Below are 18,410 nucleotides of genomic sequence, written 5' to 3'. Positions count from 1 at the left end.
CTGGTCGTCGCTTAGGACTGCTTCCAGTCCGGATAACGGCGCTGGTCGGCGGCCGGCGGGAAGTACTGGTACAGCCAGGTTTCGCTCAGGGCGCGGTCCTGGGTGCGGATGAAGGCACGCATCTGCACCGGATCGGCCTTGTCGCTGGTGGGGTACCAGTCGAAGATCACTCGGTAGCCGCCGATCTCGTCGATCTTGAGCACGTGGAAATCCTGCACCTTGCCGTCAGTGACGGTCACCACCGGCTCGATGCCGGTCCCCTCGGGCAGGAACGACAGACCGCCGCCGTTGAAATCGATGGCGAAGCGCCGCGCCCAGACCTTGGGCCAGTGTTCACCGGGCGCCCAGCCCTCGGGGAAGCCGCCGATCCCGGAGCGGGTGGCGTTGACCCGCGCCAGCGGCGTGCTCACCGGTGGCAGCGCACTCCAGTGCAGCTTGTAGCCATAGTGCAGCGACTTGCCGGCGGTGATGGTCTCGGCCGGCGCCCAGAAGGCCACGATGTTGTCCAGGGTCTCGCCGGTGGTGGGGATCTCCAGCAACTGGATGGCACCCTCGCCCCAGGCGGAGGTGGGCTCCACCCACAGGCTCGGCCGGCGATCGTAGCGGACCATGACGTCCTGGTAGCTCTCGAATTCGTGATCGGTCTGCACCAGGCCGAAGCCCTTGGGACTGTCGTCCTTGAAGGCGTTGAACTGCAGCTTGGGCGGATTGTTCAGCGGGCGGCAGATCCACTCGCCGTTGCCCTTCCACATGGCCAGGCGGTCGGAGTCGTGGATCTGCGGGTGGTAGGTGTTGCAGGTCTGGCGCTCGTGGGTGCCGCAGCCGAACATGCTGGTCATGGGCGCGATGCCCAGTTGCTTGATGTCGCGGCGGGCGTTGACGTTGGCGTCCACGTCCATCACCACCCGGTCGTTCAGGCAATCGATGTCGAAGCGATAGGCCCCGGTGGCACTGGGCGAATCCAGCAGCGCATAGACCACGAAGCGGGTGCTGTTCTTGTTCGGGGTGACGAACCAGAACTTGGTGAAGTCGGGGAATTCCTCGGGCCGATCGGCATAGGTGTCGATGGCCAGGCCGCGGGCCGAAAGGCCGTACTGGCGGGTCTTGTCGACGGCGCGGAAGTAGCTGGCGCCGAGGAAGGAGACGATGTCGTACTGGGCCAGGTGCGGCGCCTTGAACAGCTTGAAGCCGGCAAAGCCCAGGTCGCCCTTGAGCTGGCTCTTGTCGACGCCGCTGTCGTTGTAGTTGAACAGCTCGGGGCGGAAGTGGACTTCCTTGGCCTCGTTGGTCTTGGCGTCCACCGAATACATCCGTACCGGCGTCTTGAAGCCCATGCCGACGTGGAAGAACTGGATGTCCAGCTGGCCCTTGAGGTCGTGCCAGAGCGAATGCTGGGCATCGTAGCCGATGGCATTGAACTGCTGGGGCGTCATGTTCGCCAGGGTATCGGGCAATTTCTGGGCGGTGGGCTGGTAGGCCTGGCCGGCCAGCTCCTTGGCGTGCTGCTTGAGCCAGTCGAAATCGAAGGCCTGGCCATCGCCATTGGCCGGATTGGCGAAGGCCTGGAGGGCGAACAGCCCGGTGGAGGGAATGCCAGTGTAGGCCGCCAGGGCCAGGGACGCTTTGAGCAGGTGTCTACGCTGCATGGATCAACCTTGGTCACTAAGGATGAAAGATTCGGCCCAGCCGAACCGCCAGAAAGGAAAAAGAATGCACGATACCCGGATAGGTTCGCCATCGCACCGGTGAACTGCAGCCTAGCGCACGCTCTGGCCTGCCAGAGGGGTTACCAAAGCTTTCCGGATCACACTTCGGGTTGCCGGACGCGGTGGAATGCGCATCATCGACATGCCTCTCGCGCGCCCCTGGAGACCGCTCATGGTCAATGCCGCCATCGCCTTCGGGCAACCCAGCCCCATACTGCGCATCTTCGATGACGAAAAGGCACGTGAATTCTACTGCCACTTCCTGGGTTTCCACCTGGTCTGGGAACATCGTTTCGAGCCCGGCCTGCCGCTGTACGCCGAGGTCGAGCGCGCCGGCCTGCGCCTGCACCTCTCCGGTCACCACGGCGACGCCTGCCCGGGCTCCACGGTCTTCGTCCGCATGACCGGCATCCGCGCCTTCCAGGCCGAGTTGCTGGCCAGGAACCAGGGCTTCGCCCGCCCGGGCATCGAGGCATTGCCCTGGGGCCTGGTGATGGAGATCGCCGATCCATTCGGTAACAGGCTGAGGTTTTGCGAGGAGACGCCGGAGGCCTAAGCAACGGCTGTACGGTGATCGCGGCCATGGGCTGCTCCTACAGGCTCGATGATGGAGATGATCGCCTGCGCGGATGGCTCCCTCTCCCCTCGGGAGAGGGTTGGGGTGAGGGCGCCCTCGCCACGAAGTCCCCAGTGGAAAAGGCTGCGCCGTTTTCCACGCTACGGCTCTACAACGGGTGCACCCCTATAACGGCTAAGACAGTTGCTCCTACAGGCTCGATGTAATCGTAGGAGCGGCCCATAGCCGCGATCAACAAAACACCGGAGTGCCATAGGATAAGTTGCATCGGCGGGCGGCCATGACCGCGATAGCCTTCAAGCCGGCGCAGGTTCGCCCGTGGGCACCGCACCCTCCTCCACCTGCCACCAGCTCGGCAACAGCGCCCTGACCTCGGGCTGGGTGAATCTGTCGTCGATAAGATAGAGGCAGCCGCGATCCTGCACGGTGCGGATCACCCGGCCGGCGGCCTGAATGACCTTTTGCAGGCCCGGATAGAGGTAGGCGTAGCGATAGCCGTCACCGAAACGCCGCTGCAGGCGCTGGCGCAGCTGTTCGTTGACCGGATTGAGCTGAGGCAGGCCCAGGGTGGCGACGAAGGCGCCGATCAGCCGGTCGCCGGGCAGGTCGATGCCCTCGCCAAAACTGCCGCCGAGCACGGCGAAACCGATGCCGCGGCCGTCGGCCTGGAAGCGCTCGAGAAAGGCCTGGCGCGCGGCCTCGTCCATGCCGCGGGACTGGCGCCATTGGGGCACGTAGGGCGCCCGCTCGGCGAGGGCCTCGGCTACCTGGTCGAGGTAATCGAAGCTGCTGAAGAAGGCCAGGTAGTTGCCCGGTCGCTGGCGATAGCGACTGGCGATCAGGGCGGCGATGGGGGCGCGGGAGGCGGCGCGGTCGGCATAGCGGGTGGAGAGCCGCATCAGGCGCACGTCCAACTGCTCGGCGGCGAAGGGCGAGGCCACGTCGACCCAGGCACTGCCGGCCGGGACCCCGAGCAGGTCGCGATGGAAATGCGCCGGCGTCAGGGTGGCCGAGAACAGGGTGCAGCTGTGCGCCGCCGCCAGTCGCGGACCGACGAAGGGCGCCGGCACCAGGTTGCGCAGGTTGAGTTGCGACTGCGCCTTGCCGCGGCCCTTAAGCAGGGTGACGTCGAACAGCGAGTGATCGCCAAAGGTCTCGCCCAGGCGCATGAACTGCAGCAGGTCGAAGAACAGCGTCTGCAGCTCCGGCGCCGGTGGCTGCCCGGATTCGCCGAAATGCTCGGTGAGCAGGCCCACCACCCGTTGCAGGGCGGTCAGGAAGGCGGCGGGCAATTCCGGCTGCACCTGGTAGTCGACCTGCTGTTCCTTGTGCAGGCGATTCCATTCGCGGTTGAGCGCCTGCAGGCCCTTGGCGATGGCCGGTGGCGCCACGCTCTTGCCGGCCGCCAGGCGGCGCTGGTCGAGACTGGCGCTGTACATGCCGCGGGCGCGGTCGAGCAGGTTGTGGGCTTCGTCCACCAGCACCCCGACCCGCCACTCCTGGGTCTGGGCCAGGGCATGGAGCATGGCGCTGCCGTCGAAGTAGTAGTTGTAGTCGCCCACCACCACGTCGCTCCAACGCGCCAGTTCCTGGGCCAGATAGTAGGGGCAGACCTCATGGGCCAGGGCCGTCTCCCGCACCCGCGCCCGGGTCAGCTGCCTGGGTTCGGCCAGGGCCGCGGCGCGCGCGGCCGGCAGCCGGTCATAGAAGCCCCGGGCCAGCGGACAGGAGTCGCCATGGCAGGCCAGCTCCGGGTGCTCGCAGGCCTTGTCCCGCGCCACCAGCTCCAGCACCCGCACCGGTGCGGCCAGGGACTCCAGGCCATGCAGGGCCAGGGCGCGGCCAGGGGTCTTGGCGGCCAGGAAGAACAGCCGGTCCAGGTTCTGCCGCGGCATGGCCTTGAGTAGCGGGAACAGGGTGCCGACCGTCTTGCCGATACCGGTGGGCGCCTGGGCCAGCAGGCAGCAGCCGACGCTGGCGGCCTTGTAGACGGCTTCCGCCAGGGGCCGCTGGCCGTGGCGGAAGTCGGGATGGGGAAAGGCCAGGGTCGCCAGCGCCGTGTCGCGCGCGGCGCGATGGGCCAGTTCCTGGCGCGCCCAGGCGAGAAAGCGCGAACACCGCAGCTCGAAATGCGCGGCCAGGTCCGCGGCCGTCCACTGCTCGCTGAAGACGGTCTCGGCACCGGTGCCGATGTCGAAATAGACCAGCGCCAGGGTCAGCTCCGGCAGCGCGCGGCTCTGGCAGAGCAGATGGCCATAGACCTTGGCCTGGGCCCAGTGCAGGTGGCGATGGTTGCCCGGCTGGCGTTCCAGGCTGCCCCTGTGGGTCTTGATCTCCTCCAGGCGCCGGGCCGCGGCATCGAAGCCGTCGGCGCGACCACGCACCTGCAGATCCTCGAAATCGCCCTGCAGGCTGACCTCGCACTCATAGCCTGGACCGCGCCGCGCCGCCACCCGCTGGTGGCCCTCGATGCCTTCCAGGGCGGTGGGCGACGGGGTGAACCTGAGATCCAGGTCGCCAGCCTTGGCGGTAAATTCGCAGAGGGCGCGAACGGCGATGCGATAGCTCATGCGGAGGTCGCGGCCACCTGCCACTGCACGTGGCAGACGCTGACCGGGATGTCATGGGCGGCGAAGAAGTCCAGCCAGCGGCGCTGGTTGTCCTGCAGACGGTCGCCCGGGCCCTTGACCTCGATCATCCGGTAGCGGCCTTCCGCCGGCCAGAACTGGATCAGGTCGGGCAAGCCGGTGCGATTGTTTTCCGGATCTTCCAGCAGCCGCTCGAAGCACAGCCGCAAATGACGCGCCGGCAGGCAGGCCAGCGCCTGGTCGAGCAAGTCGCTGCTGAGGATGCCCCAGGCGACGAAGGGTGAGGCCAGGCCGCGCTTGCTGGCGAAGCGTTCGCGAATCACCGCCGCATGGGAGCCGTCGTCCAACCGCGCCAGGCAGGCGGCGAAGGCCTCGGCCCGCCGCTCGCGAAAGCCCGGCAGGCGCAGATCGGCGGGCTCGCGCTGGTAGGGGTGGAAGAAGGCGCCGGGGATGGCCAGGAAGATGGCGTCCCAGCACAGCAGCCCGAACAGGCTGGTGAGCAGGGTGTTTTCCACGTAGTGCACCGGTGCCTCGTCGCGGCCCAGGTGCTCGCGCACCAGCCACTCGACCCGGCGCAGGCCGTCGTTGACCAATTCGAAGTCGAGGCGCTCCACCGGGCTGGCCGGACGGCGCCTGTTGGGCGGCCCGCCCTGCTTGCGCACCAGCCGCGGCAGGATGCGCGCCACCTGCTGGCGTTCGGCGTCATGGGCCGGAGCGGCGACGATGGCTTCCGCCAGTGCCTGGGCGGCGGGCCAGTCCTCCAGGCGTTCGATCATGCGCAGGGCGCGGATGCGCGATTCGGGATGCGCCGAGGCGGCATAGAGCGCCTGCGCCTGGGCCAGTTCGCCGAGGCGTTCGTGGTGCTGCGCCAGTTCGTGGAGCAGCTTGCCGCGGCGCAACTCCAGCCAGGTGTTGGCGAAGCGTTCGGCGGGCAGCAGCGGCAGCAGCTCGGCGGCCGGCAGCCCATCGCGCAGCGCCTGCCGGCAGCGCTGGATGTGGAGGTAGGCATCCACCTCCTGGCGCTGGCCGAAGGCACGGGATTCGGCGCTGAAGGCCACCGTCTCGTACTGGAAGATCCCCAGGTCGGCCAGCACGAAGTCGGTCCAGTCCTGGTGCAGGTTGCCAAAGAACAGCAGACGCAGGCGATCGCAGAGATCCATCAGCGTCAGCCGCCAGACGCCCTCCTCCACCAGCGCGGGCACGGTGCCGGCCCAGCCGCTGAACGCCAGGGGCGTGGCCTGTTCGGCTTCCAGGCGGGCCAGCCAGTCTTCCTTGCGCCCGGCTTTGGGCAGGCGGGCGCCGAAACAGCCAAGCAGCTCTTCCTTGCGCAGCAGGGCGAAGAGTTCGATCAGGTGCAATTCCGGATCGGCAAGCAGCCAGCCGAGACCCACCAGGGGGGTGGCCGCGGCGCGGGGGCAGCCGATCTCGCCATAGACCAGCTTGCTGGCGCGGAACACCTCGCCCTTGCGCATCACCAGGCGCACCAGCAGTGCCCGCGAAGGCTGCGGCAGGTCGGCGAAGGCGGCGATGAAGGCCTGCTCGCGGTCGTCGAGCAGGTCGGGATAGCGCAGGGCGACCCAGTCCAGTACCCGCTGGAAGTTGTGCAGATAGTAGAAGGGGTCTTCGAGCGGAGCTTTCATGCGAAACGGACGAATGAGGTGGCGGCTGGCTATTTATCCAGCCCCGACCGGAGCGGGCAACCCCGATGCGATATGCGGTCATCCCGCCGGGGTCATGGCGCTTCTTTCGGTTGAAGATCCCGACCGCTAGTCATACGATGACTGACAAAGACCACCACAATGACAAGTCCAGGAGTCTGAGCGTGAAGATCAAACGGATCAAAGTCACCCCCATCGCCTTTCGCGATGCCCCGCTGCTCAATGCCAGCGGCATCCACGAACCCTATGCGCTGAGATCCATCATCGAGGTGGAAGGCGACAACGGCCACATCGGTCTCGGCGAGAGCTATGGCGACGCCCCGGTGCTGGCGGTACTCAAGGCCATGGAAAGCAGCCTGGTCGGCCTCTCCGCCTGGGACCTCAATGGCCTGCGCGCCCGGGTGGTGACGACCGTCGCCAGCCTCGCCGGTGGCGTGGTGGCCGGTGCCGAGCTGGCGCCCGGCTCCCATCCGAGCAAGCAGGTGGCCAACGCCTATTCCGCCTTCGAAGTGGCCTTCCTCGACCTGCAGGCACGCTCCCTGGGCATTCCCCTGGTCGAGCTGCTGGGCGGTGCGGTCCGCCGCGAGGTGCCCTTCAGCGCCTACCTGTTCCTCAAGTACGCCGAGCACATCGATGCGCCCTACAAACCCGATCGCTGGGGCGAAGCCATCAGCCCGGAGCAGGTGGTGGCCCAGGCGGCGCGGATGATTGAGGAGAACGGCTTCCAGAGCATCAAGCTCAAGGCCGGCACCCTGCTTGGCCCGGATCACGAAGCGGCCTGCATCAAGGCGCTGCGCCAGGCCTTTCCCGCGGCACCGCTGCGCATCGATCCCAACGGCAACTGGTCGCTGGAGACGTCCCTGCGCATCGCCGAGGTGCTGGCGGACGACCTGCAGTACTACGAGGACCCGACCCCGGGCCTGGAAGGCATGGCCGAACTGCACCGCCGCACCGGCATACCCCTGGCCACCAACATGGTGGTCACCGACTTCGACGAATTCCGTCGCAGCGTGGCCCAGAACAGCGTGCAGATCGTGCTCGCCGACCACCACTACTGGGGCGGCCTCAGGGACACCCAGATCCTCGCGCGGATGTGCGACACCTTCGGCCTGGGCGTCTCCATGCACTCCAACTCGCACCTGGGCATCAGCCTCATGGCCATGACCCACGTGGCCGCCGCGGTACCCAACCTGGCCTATGCCTGCGACACCCACTATCCCTGGCAGGAAGAGGACGAAGAGGTCATCCAGGGCGGCAAGCTGCCGATCCGCAATGGCTGCGTGGCGATCAGCGAGGCACCCGGCCTGGGCGTGGAGCTGGATCAGGACCAGCTCGCCAAGCTGCACGAGCAATTCCTCGCCATCGACATCCGCAGCCGCGACGACGTGCGCCAGATGCGCAAGTACCAGCCGGACTGGGAAACCCGCAAGCCGCGTTTCTAGGTCTTCGCCCCCCCCCACACGCCCCTGACGACCGGCCTTGCCGCCGGCCGTCAACGGCTCCGCTTCCCGGCGGCGCGGCTGTACAATCCCCTCCGCACAAGGGTGCTCAAGAACAACGAGAAAGTACGCACAGGGAATTGGGGGACGATGTTGAACGCACCACGCCTCACCGCACTCATGCTCGGCCTGGGACTGGCGGTCAGCGCCACCCTCGCCCCGGCGCAGAACCAGGATCCGGCTCGCGCCTATGTCGACGCCCTGCTGGCGAAGATGACCCTGGAAGAGAAGATCGGCCAGCTCAACCTGGTGAGCGTCGGGCCGGACTATCCCAAGGAAGCCATCATGGCGGACATCCGCGCCGGCAAGGTGGGCGCCATGTTCAACACCGTGACCCGCCCCGATATCCGCCAGATGCAGGACCAGGTCGTGCACAGCCGGCTGAAGATCCCGCTGTTCTATGCCTATGACGTCATCCACGGCATGCGCACCATCTTCCCCATCAACCTGGGCCTGGCCAGCACCTGGAATCTCGACGCCATCGCCACCAGCGGGCGCATCTCCGCCCTGGAAGCGGCGGCCGATGGCCTCGACCTGACCTTTTCCCCCACCGTCGACGTCACCCGCGAACCCCGCTGGGGCCGTGCCTCGGAAACCTTTGGCGAAGACACCTGGCTGACCTCGCGCATCGGCGCCACCTTGGTGCACGCCTACCAGGGCGACGACCTGCGCGCCCCCGACAGCCTGATGGCCAGCATCAAGCACTTCGGCGGCTATGGCGCCGTGGAAGCCGGGCGTGACTACAGCAACGTCGACATGAGTCCGCAACGGCTCATGCAGGACTACCTGCCGCCCTATCGCGCCGCTGCCGAAGCCGGAGCCGGCGCGGTGATGGTGGCCCTGAACAGCATCAATGGCGTTCCGGCCACGGCCAATCGCTGGCTGCTGCAGGACCTCTTGCGCAAGGACTGGAACTACAAGGGCCTGTTGATCAGCGATCACGGCGCCATCAACGAACTGGTGCTGCACGGCGTGGCCAAGGATACCCGCGACGCCGCCGAGCAGGCGCTCAAGGCCGGCGTCGAGCTGAACATGCACGACGACGTCTATGGCAAGCAGCTGCCCGCCCTGCTGGCCGCCGGCAAGGTGACCCAGGCCGAGATCGATCAGGCCGTGCGCGACATGCTCCTGACCAAGTACCGCCTGGGCCTGTTCGACGATCCCTATCGTCGCCTGCAGGGCCAGGATCCGGTCGACACCAACGCCGAATCGCGCCTGCACCGCGCCGAGGCTCGCCAGGTGGCCCGCGAGAGCCTGGTGCTGCTGAAGAACGAGAAGGCCGTCCTGCCGCTGCGCAAGGGCGCCACCCTGGCGGTGGTCGGTCCGCTGGCCGCCAGCCCGCGCGACGTCATGGGCAACTGGTCCGCCGCCGGCGTGGCCGCCCAGGCCGTGTCCATCCGCCGCGGCCTGGAAAACGCCGTGGCCGGCCAGGGCAAGGTGCTCTATGCCAAGGGCGCCAACCTGCTGGACGACCGCGATGTGCTGGCCTACCTCAACTCCTATGAACCGGCGGTCGCGGTGGATCCGCGCAGTGCCAGCGAACTGATCGCCGAAGCCGTCGCCACCGCGCGCCAGGCCGAGGTGGTGGTGGCCGTGGTCGGCGAATCCCAGGGCATGGCCCACGAGGCCTCCAGCCGCGCCCGGATCAGCGTGCCCGACACCCAGCGCGAGCTGATCAAGGCGCTCAAGGCCACCGGCAAGCCGCTGGTGCTGGTGCTGATGAACGGCCGCCCGCTGGCGCTGGAATGGGAACAGGAGCAGGCCAATGCGCTGCTGGAAGCCTGGTTCCCCGGCACCGAAGGCGGCAACGCCGTGGCCGACGTGCTGTTTGGCGACCACAACCCCTCCGGCAAGCTGACCATGACCTTTCCCCGCGAAGTGGGCCAGGTGCCGCTGTACTACAACCACCTGAGCAGCGGTCGCCCCTTCGATGCGGCCAAGCCGAACAAGTACACCTCGCGCTACTTCGACATCGTCAACGGTCCGCTCTACCCCTTCGGTTACGGCCTGAGCTACACCACCTTCGAAGTCTCGGCGCCGCAGCTGTCCAGCGCCACCCTGAAGAAAGGCGATACCCTCACCGCCCGGGTCACGGTCAGGAACACTGGCAGCCGCGCCGGCGCCACCGTGGTGCAGCTCTATCTGCACGACGTGACCGCCTCCCTGGCGCGACCGGTCAAGGAGCTCAAGGGCTTCCAGAAGGTCATGCTGCAACCGGGTGAGAGCCGCGAGCTGGACTTCCCCATCACCGAGGCGGACCTGCGCTTCTACAACAACGACCTCAAGCTGGTCTCGGAACCGGGCGAATTCAAGGTGATGGTCGGCCTGGATTCGGAGCGGGTGCGCGAGGGGAGTTTCACACTGCTCTAAAGGGGGTGAGGGACCGGATGCGCGCCTAGAATCCGTCCCGTTGGGCTTCGCTGGCGCTCGACCCAACCTACACGGACCCCGTAGGTTGGGTTGAGGCGGCTCCATCGCCGAAGCCCAACGAATCGGGCCAGGCCTCGTACCTGCTGCTTATTGTTGAAGGTGTGATCGCAGCCACTGCGGTATAACGGTCGGTCAATGAAGAATCTCGCCAGCCTCAACGCCATCATGTCGCGCCTGCACGCCAAGCAGTTGCGCCTGCTCATCGCCCTGGCGGAAAAGGGTTCGCTGCTCAACGCCGCGGAAGGCCTGGGGCTCACGCAGCCGGGCGCCAGCAAGGCGCTCAAGGAGCTGGAGTCCACCCTCGGGGTGGAATTGTTCCTGCGCACCAATCGCGGCCTGCTGCCGACCCCGGCGGGTACCTGCGCGATTCGTTTCGCGCGGCTGATCCAGGCCGACCTGGACAACCTGCGCCATGAGCTGCACGCCATCGCCAGCGGCTCGGGCGGCAAGCTGGCCATCGGCACCATCATGGGCGCCGTCCCCCTGCTCACCCATGCCCTCTCGCGGCTGCTGGAATTGCAGCCGCGGCTGTCGATCGAGGTGGTGGAAGACACCAGCACGACCCTGCTCGGCCTGGTCGACCAGGGACGACTGGACGCCGCCATCTGTCGCCTGTCGGTGAGCGAGCGACCGGAAAGCTACGATGCCCTGGTCATCAAGGAAGAGGCCCTCGCGGTCATCGCCCACGCCTCCCATCCGGCCGCCCGGCGCGAGCGGGTCGAGCTGCAGGATCTCTCGGACAGTCGCTGGGTGGTCTATCAGGCCAACATGCCCATGAGACGTACCCTGGAACACGAATTCTTCGAGGCGCAGCTGCCCTTTCCCCTGCACCTGATCGAGACCACCTCGGCGCTGACCACCCTGTCGCTGCTGAGCCGCAATCCCCGCCTGGTGGCGCTGGTGTCGGTCGAGGTGGCGGACTACGTCTGCCAGCACGGCCTGGTCAGTCGCCTGCCGCTGCAGCTCAGGTCCCATAGCGAACCCTATGAGCTGGTTTCGCGGCGCAGCGCCCAGCAGAACCCGGCGTTCGCGCTGCTGGTGGAATCGCTCTACGCCATCCAGCAGGAGGACTGAGCGGCCCCGCACTCCCGTTCAGGACGTGCGACTCGTCTCCGCAGCCTCCGCTCGGGCCGCCGTCGCTGCCGCGGCGATGGCATCGCCAGCGTGCTCGGCGCAGCAGTCCTCCTGCCAGCGATAGCGCCGCGTCAGCTGCCCGATGCCCGGATTGAAGGCGTTGGTCGGATCGAGCTGGCGATAGTGCCGCTCCAGCTCGGGTGCCGCGGCGTAGAGGTGACCGACATTGTGCTCGGCGGGATAACGGGCGCCGCGGGCCTCCAGCAGGGCCAGCAGGCGACGCTTGAGCGCCGCACAGTCGCGGCCCTTCTTCACCAGGTATTCCTGGTGCAGCACGTGGCAGAAGAAGTGCCCGCAATACATGGTCACCTCGACCTGCTCCGCCAGTTCCGGCGGCAGGGTCTCGAACCAGTCCTGGGTGTTGCGCGGCAGCGCGATGTCCAGGGCGAGGATGTCTTCCACGCTGTCCCGGTGCACCGCCCGGTAGCGATTCATGGCATTGCCGACCGCGAAGCGATTGAGGAAGGCGGCGTTGCCCTCCTCCGCGTCGCACTCGATGAAATCCGCATCGGCGCTGGGCAGCCAGGACTGCAGGTAGGCGCGGGCCTCGTCGATGCCGTCTTCGCCCATCTTGAGCAGCAGGTGATGCTCGAAGCGCTCGGCGAAGGCGTTGAGGCGCGCCGGCAGGTGTTCGGGCAGTGGCGCCGCCAGGCGTTGCAGCAGGCGATCGCCGAGCTGGGCACCCAGCCCCAGGCGTTCGCTCAGGGCATCGAAGCGGGTCTTCCAGGCGAAGGCCTGGGGCACCCGCTGCGCGCCACAGCGCTGGATGAAGAGGAACAGGTCCTTGCCGTAGGTACGGCTGAGCGCATAGGCCGTGCGATGCATGTATTCGCCCGCGATGGGCAACTGGGCGAAATTGACCAGGATATGCCGGCGAATGGCTTCCAGGTCAGCCGCTCGGTTGGAGCCGATGTAGAACACCCGGGTGTTGCGATCGGCCGCAAAGGTATCCAGGCGCAGGGCGAACACGGCGATCTTGCCCGCCGAGCCCGACGCCTCGTACAGCCGCCGCGGATCGGCGTTGTAGCGAGCCGGAGTGGCCGCGTGCACGTCGCGGACATGGCGGGCGTATTCGCGATCGGAGGCCATGGCGCCGACCGGGTCCTGCACGGCGCTGTCGTCGAAGCGGCCCTCGTCGAGCCGGCCGAGGATTTCCTCGGGCGTGTCGCCCAAGGCCAGGCCCAGATGATTGACCAGTTGCAGGTGCCCGGCCTCGTCGATGCGGGCGAACAGCGACAGCTGGGTAAAGGCCGGTCCACGGCGGATCAGCGAGCCGCCGGAGTTGTTGCAGACGCCACCGGTGATGGAGGCGCCGATGCAGGTCGAGCCGATCACCGAATGCGGCTCCCGCCCCAGGGGTTTCAGCGTCGTCTCCAACTGGCTCAGGGTCACCCCCGGCTGGGACAGCACCTGCTCGCCCTGGCGCAACAGGGACAGGCGGGTCAGGCGCAGGGTGTTGATCAGCACCACCGGCCGGTCGTAGCCCTCGGCGACCGGGGTGGAGCCGCCGGTCAGGCCGGTGTTGGCCGCCTGGCAAATGATGATGGTCCCGGCGCCGTGGCAGCGCTGCAGCACGCGCCACATCTCCAGCAGGCTGCCGGGCTGCACCACGGCGAGCACCGCTCCGCCGCCATAGCGGATCCCCAGGCGGAAGCGCCGGGTCGCGGCGTCCCCCTGCAGGACATGGCGACGCCCGACGATGGTTTGCAACTCGCTGACCAGATCCATGACGCCCTCTTCACTGGCAAAGACAGCGGAAGCGAACGGCGGTCGCTCCCGATCGAAAACGCGCGGCTATCCCGGCATGGCTACTCGGCCAGCAGCCCGGTAGTCGACTGCGCGGGCCGTCGTGTCACCCACAGCATCAGCGCCGCGCACACCAGCAGGCAACCCCCGAGCAGCATCAGGCCCCCTTGCGCCGACCCGAACAGGGTGGTCAGCAGCCCTAGCAGATAGGGTCCGGCGAAGCCGCCCAGGTTGCCGAAGGAGTTGATGATGGCGATGCCGGCCGCGGCGGCGGCACCCTGCAGGAAGGCCCCCGGCAGCCCCCAGAACAGCGCGATGGCGCTCAGGCTGCCACCCACGGCGAAGGCGACACCCAGGATCATCAGCAGGAGGTGCTGGGGGAAGGCCGCGCAGAGGATCAGGCCGATCCCGGCCAGCACCGACATCAGGGCGCCATAGGCACGCTGGTTGCCTGTGCGCTGGGCCTGACGGGTGATCCAGACCATGGTCAGCGCCCCGAACACATAGGGGATGGCGGTGATGAGGCCGATGTCCAGGACCGACGCCACGCCGGCATTCCTGATGATGGTCGGCACCCAGAAGTTGATGCCGTAGTTGCCCAGCATCAGCAGGACGTAGATGCCGGTCAGCAGCCAGATGATGGGCAGGGCATACAGGCGCCTGAGGGCGATGCGGGGTTTTTCCGCGGCCTCCACGGCGAGGCGCCGGGTGAGTTCGGCCTTTTCCTGATCGTTCAGCCATTTGGCGTCCTGGATGCCGTTGTCCAGCAGGCACAGCACCACCACCCCAACCAGCACGGCCGGCACGGCCTCGATGACGAACATCCATTGCCAGCCCGCCAACAGGCTGCTGGCGCCCATGTAGTACATGATGGCGCCGCTGAGCGGACCGCCGAAGATGAAGGACACCGGGTTGCCGAGGATGACGATGGCCATCATGCGGCTGTGCAGCGCCGAAGGAAACCAGTAGGTCAGGTAGAGGATGACCCCGGGAAAGAAGCCCGCCTCGCAGACGCCGAGCAGGAACCTCAGACCGTAGAAGGTCAGCTCGTGGCTGATGCCCAGCAGCTGGGCGATGGGCCCGGTGAAGGCCATCAGCGAAGAGACCAGGCCCCAGGTGATCATGATGCGCGCGATCCAGAGCTTGGCGCCGACGCGATGCAGCATCAGGTTGCTGGGGACCTCGAAGATGAAGTAGCCGATGAAGAAGATGCCGGCGCCGAGGCCATAGGCCGCATCGGACATGCCGAGGTCACTGAGCATGGCCAGCTTGGCGAAGCCGACGTTGACCCGATCGAGATAGGCGATGATGTAGCCGAGCAGCAGCAGGGGCAACACCCGCCAGGCGACCTTGCGATAGAGCGGATCGAACTGCACCGGGGATGCGGCGGTACTGGGATGAGCCATGATGTTTCGCGTCCTTTAATTGTTGTGATTGCCGCGCGAGGGTCTTGCAGAACAGCCGTCGGTCATCCGCAGCCCATTGCCCGCCCGGAACGGAATCGAGGCGCGCGGCGGGACGACGGACGACACTGCAGCGGAGGGACTCTCCGCCCCCGGCTGCTGGGCCTCAGAACGAGGCCTGGATCAGTTGGGCATAGTCCTCGGCCGTGGCTTCCCGAGGATTGGTCCTGTGACTGTGATCGGCCAGGGCCCCGGTGACGATGCGCGGAATGAGCGCCTTATCGACGCCCATCTGCGCCAGGCCCGTCGGCAGGCGCAGGGCCTCGGCCTTGTGCGCCAGCGCCTGCTCCACCGACAGCTGCGCGGGCAGCTGCATGGACTGGGCGAGCCGTTCGAGTTTTTCCTCGCGGACCACCGACTCCGCCCCCCGGTTGAAGGCGACCACCGCCGGCAGCAGCACCGCGTTGAGGGTGCCATGGTGCAGGCGCGGATCGATGCCGCCCAGCGAGTGACTCAGGCTGTGCACGCAGCCCAGTCCCTTCTGGAAGGCCAGCGCCCCCTGCAGCGAGGCGCTGAGCATCTGGGTACGGGCTTCCAGATTGCCCGGCTCGTTGAACGCCAGTTCCAGATGGCGCCAGGCCCGGCGCAGGCCGTCCAGCGCGATACCCTCGGCCGGGGGATTGAAGCCGGGCGCGAGAAAGGTCTCGATGCAGTGGGCCACCGCGTCCATGCCCGTGGCGGCGGTCAGGTGCGGCGGCAGGCTGAGCGTCAGCAGCGGATCGCAGATGGCCACCCGCGGGATGACGTGGGGCGAGAGGATGCCGACCTTGCGGCCATCATCGAGAATGATGATGGCACCGCGTCCCACCTCGCTGCCGGTACCGGCCGTGGTCGGAATGGCCACGATGGGCACCGTCGCCGCGGTAATCCGCGTCAGGCCGCCTTCGATGACGGCGAACTGCTTCAGCGGTCCCGGATGGCGCGCGGACACGGCAATCGCCTTGGCCAGGTCGATGGGCGACCCGCCGCCGACGGCGATGATGCCGTCGCATTCCGCTTCCCGGAAGCAGGCGACGCCCTCGCGGGTGGCAGCCTCGGTGGGATTGGCCGGGGTGGCGTCGAACACCTGGTAGGCGGCCAGGGGATTGAGCTCCATCAGCTGCTCGATGAGACCGGCTGCCACCACGCCCCGATCGGTGACGATCAGTGGCCGCTGGAAGCCCAGCCGGGCGTTGACGTCGGCCAGCTCGGCAGCACAGCCGGCGCCGAAGCGGATCTCCGTTACATAGTTGATTATCGCCATGACTCGTCCTGTTATTCTTGAAATTGATAGACGGCTCGACTATAGCGACAGGCTTCCGCTCTAAATACTGAGAGGTAGCGATAGCGGTATAACCTGGAGGCAACCCCAGCATGTCCAGGTAACATCGGCCTGTGATTGCCTTCCCGCCTGGACACCCTACCAACAGCGGTGGACGCGCCCCGATCTCGCGGGCGCTGCCGCTTCCTTCGGAGTCACGATGCCCACCCTCACCCTGGCCGCCGCGCAATCCGTTTCGCTCGCCGGTGACCTCGCCGCCAACCTGCGCAGTCATCTGGACTTCATCGCCGCGGCTGCCGACGCCGGGGTGGAGCTCCTGCTGTTTCCGGAACTGTCCCTGACCGGCTATGAACCGACCCTGGCGGCGGCGCTGACGCTGGAGGGTGCCGATGCCCGCCTGCGGCCCCTGCGCGAGGCCTGCCGCGTGGCCGGGCTCACGGCCGTGGTCGGGGCGCCGGTCCAGGGTCCGACGGGGCTGCAGATCGGTGCGCTGATCCTCGGCGCCGAGGGCAGCTGTCGCGTCCATACCAAGGAATACCTGCATCCGGGCGAGGCGCCGCCCTTCGTCCCCGGCAACGGCGGTGCGCTACTGGAGTTGCCGGGCCTGCGGGCCGCGCTGGCCATCTGCGCCGACAGCAACCACCCGGCGCATGCCGAGGCCGCCCGTGCCCGGGGCGCCGACCTCTACCTGGCCTCGGCGGTCATCGGCCCGACCGGCTACCCCGCCGACAGCGCCCGGTTGGCCGGCCATGCCCGGCGCCTGGGCATGCCGGTACTCATGGCCAACCACGGCGCGCCCACCGGCGGCTATGCCTGCGTGGGTCGCAGTGCCTTCTGACAGGCCGATGGCCAGTGCCTGGTCGCGGCGCCAGGAGACGGCCCGTGCCTGGTCATTGTCCGGCGGGTCGCCGATGACTGGCAGGGCGAAATACGCGCCTTGCGATCCTGATGGCTGCATGGCGCAGTCCTCTGACTGAAAAGCGGCTAGCAGGTCACGCCACGACCGGAATGGCGATTTGATATCTCGCCCCTTCTGCGACTAAAGGTCACACCTCGCACGCCGATAAGGCTCTGACATCCTCGTCCAGAACACCGCCAAGGATGCCTTTCGCAGCGTGAAAGACGCTGTAACCGCAGGAGCGACACCATGGCCTTGAACACCATCCGGACCCGCTACACCCTGATTTTCCTCGGCTTCATCGGCGCGACCCTCGCGGCCACCGTCATCGGCATCCGCCTGTGGGTGACCCCGGATCTGGTCGCCGCCGGTGAATCCGCCGTGCTTACCCGCGTCAACGAGGTGGGCACCCGCATCTATCGCGAACTCAACCAGATCCAGGCGCAGCAGCGCTCCATCACCCAGACCGTGCCGCTGCTGGACAGTGCCGCCATCGACCGGGTGCTGCCCGGCCTGGTGGACCAGTATGGCGATGCCAAGGTGTTCGGCGGCGGCATCTGGCCGCTGCCCAACCAGCGCGAGCAGGGGCGCGACAAGTTCAGCACCTTCTATCACCGCGATGCCAGCGGCAAGCTGATCGTCAACACCCACTGGAATTCCCCCGAGTCGCTCAACTACTGGGAGCAGCCCTGGTTCCAGGCCGGGCTCAAGGCCCCCGCCGGCCAGTGCGTCTGGGCCGCCGCCTACAAGGACGCCGCCAGCGCCGAGCCGCGCACCAACTGCGCCATGGCCATCCAGCGCGACGGCAAGGCCTTTGGCGTCTCGACCATCGACCTCACCCTGGGCTTCTTCAATCCCCTGGTGGATCAGCTGCGCAAGGAACTCGACGACACCGACATGATGATCGTCGAGGCCGACGGCAAGATCCTCAGCAACCTCAGCGAACTCGGCGAGTCGCAGATCCTGAACAACGTCTCGGCCTATGCCGCCCGTTCGCCCTTCGTCGCCGCCATCCAGCAGAACCTCGGCAAGCTCAAGGGCGAGGCCGTGGTGCGCGACACCTATGTCGACGAGCACGGCACGCCCCACACCTTCTTCCTGCGCCCGCTGGCCGGCACGCCCTGGCTGCTGGCCACGGCGCTGCCCACCTCGCTCATCGCGGCGACCAACACCGGCATCCTCAAGACCCTGGCGGCGATCCAGCTGCCGCTGGTCCTGCTGCTGGTGGGCATCATGGTGCTGGCGCTCGGCAAGCTGATGGGTCGCCTGGGCCTGCTGCAACGCAACATCGAATCCCTGTCCGCCGGCGATGCCGACCTGACCCGGCGCATCCCGATGCACGGCAAGGACGAGGTGGATGCGGTGGCCGGCGCGGTCAACGGCTTCATCGGCTATCTGCAGCGCCTGATCGGCGAGGTGGGTGACGCCACCGACCGCATCGACACCGGTC

Annotated in this window: 10 protein-coding genes and 2 pseudogenes; 6 read left to right on the top strand and 6 right to left on the bottom strand. The window is 67.3% G+C overall.

Going from position 1 to position 18,410, the window contains the following annotated elements; all coding sequences use genetic code 11:
• Positions 1-11: 11 nt before the first annotated feature.
• Complete coding sequence (locus PVZ77_RS24550) at positions 12-1,646, bottom strand: glucan biosynthesis protein D (RefSeq protein ID WP_273808646.1); 1,635 nt, start codon at positions 1,644-1,646, stop codon at positions 12-14.
• A 232-nt stretch (positions 1,647-1,878) separates the two neighbouring features.
• Here PVZ77_RS24550 and PVZ77_RS24545 point away from each other — a divergent pair, with 232 nt between their 5' ends.
• Positions 1,879-2,262: a glyoxalase superfamily protein gene (locus PVZ77_RS24545; RefSeq protein ID WP_273808645.1), complete on the top strand. Its 384-nt coding sequence runs from the start codon at positions 1,879-1,881 to the stop codon at positions 2,260-2,262.
• 317 nt (positions 2,263-2,579) lie between these two features.
• On the opposite strand, the gene PVZ77_RS24540 is transcribed toward PVZ77_RS24545, so the two are convergent.
• Together PVZ77_RS24540 and PVZ77_RS24535 are read right to left on the bottom strand one after the other, a co-directional pair.
• The gene (locus PVZ77_RS24540; protein WP_273808644.1) at positions 2,580-4,853 is read right to left on the bottom strand and encodes an ATP-dependent DNA helicase; all 2,274 of its coding nucleotides are present in this window, start codon (positions 4,851-4,853) and stop codon (positions 2,580-2,582) included.
• The gene (locus PVZ77_RS24535) at positions 4,850-6,511 is read right to left on the bottom strand and encodes a VRR-NUC domain-containing protein (protein WP_273808643.1); all 1,662 of its coding nucleotides are present in this window, start codon (positions 6,509-6,511) and stop codon (positions 4,850-4,852) included. The genes PVZ77_RS24540 and PVZ77_RS24535 overlap by 4 nt, the downstream gene beginning before the upstream one ends.
• A 182-nt stretch (positions 6,512-6,693) precedes the next feature.
• Between PVZ77_RS24535 and PVZ77_RS24530 the strand changes: the two genes are divergently transcribed.
• The 3 genes from PVZ77_RS24530 (at position 6,694) to PVZ77_RS24520 (ending at position 11,532) form a co-directional block, all read left to right on the top strand.
• Complete coding sequence (locus tag PVZ77_RS24530) at positions 6,694-7,971, top strand: glucarate dehydratase family protein (protein WP_273808641.1); 1,278 nt, start codon at positions 6,694-6,696, stop codon at positions 7,969-7,971.
• A 147-nt stretch (positions 7,972-8,118) separates the two neighbouring features.
• Complete coding sequence (gene bglX / locus PVZ77_RS24525; protein ID WP_273808639.1) at positions 8,119-10,398, top strand: beta-glucosidase BglX; 2,280 nt, start codon at positions 8,119-8,121, stop codon at positions 10,396-10,398.
• 195 nt (positions 10,399-10,593) lie between these two features.
• Positions 10,594-11,532 (top strand): LysR family transcriptional regulator, encoded by a 939-nt coding sequence (locus PVZ77_RS24520; RefSeq protein ID WP_273808638.1) that lies wholly within the window; start codon positions 10,594-10,596, stop codon positions 11,530-11,532.
• An 18-nt stretch (positions 11,533-11,550) separates the two neighbouring features.
• On the opposite strand, the gene dld is transcribed toward PVZ77_RS24520, so the two are convergent.
• The 3 genes from dld to PVZ77_RS24505 form a co-directional block, all read right to left on the bottom strand.
• Positions 11,551-13,320 carry a D-lactate dehydrogenase gene (gene dld, locus PVZ77_RS24515; RefSeq protein ID WP_273808637.1) on the bottom strand — a complete coding sequence of 590 codons (1,770 nt, stop codon included), beginning with the start codon at positions 13,318-13,320 and terminating at the stop codon, positions 11,551-11,553.
• 80 nt (positions 13,321-13,400) lie between these two features.
• Positions 13,401-14,744: an MFS transporter gene (locus tag PVZ77_RS24510; protein WP_273808636.1), complete on the bottom strand. Its 1,344-nt coding sequence runs from the start codon at positions 14,742-14,744 to the stop codon at positions 13,401-13,403.
• Positions 14,745-14,907: 163 nt separating this feature from the next.
• Positions 14,908-16,044 carry an iron-containing alcohol dehydrogenase gene (locus tag PVZ77_RS24505; RefSeq protein WP_273808634.1) on the bottom strand — a complete coding sequence of 379 codons (1,137 nt, stop codon included), beginning with the start codon at positions 16,042-16,044 and terminating at the stop codon, positions 14,908-14,910.
• A 217-nt stretch (positions 16,045-16,261) separates the two neighbouring features.
• Between PVZ77_RS24505 and PVZ77_RS24500 the strand changes: the two are divergent.
• Positions 16,262-17,011 (top strand): annotated as a pseudogene (locus PVZ77_RS24500) (carbon-nitrogen hydrolase family protein).
• Between the two features lie 198 nt (positions 17,012-17,209).
• A pseudogene (locus PVZ77_RS26275) lies at positions 17,210-18,349 on the top strand (cache domain-containing protein); the annotation flags it as partial.
• Positions 18,350-18,410: the final 61 nt, after the last annotated feature.

The organism is Pseudomonas sp. SHLD1 (assembly GCF_028640935.1).
GTDB classification, from domain to species: domain Bacteria; phylum Pseudomonadota; class Gammaproteobacteria; order Pseudomonadales; family Pseudomonadaceae; genus Chryseomonas; species Chryseomonas aestiva.
This window is presented reverse-complemented; position numbering and strand designations above follow the sequence as displayed.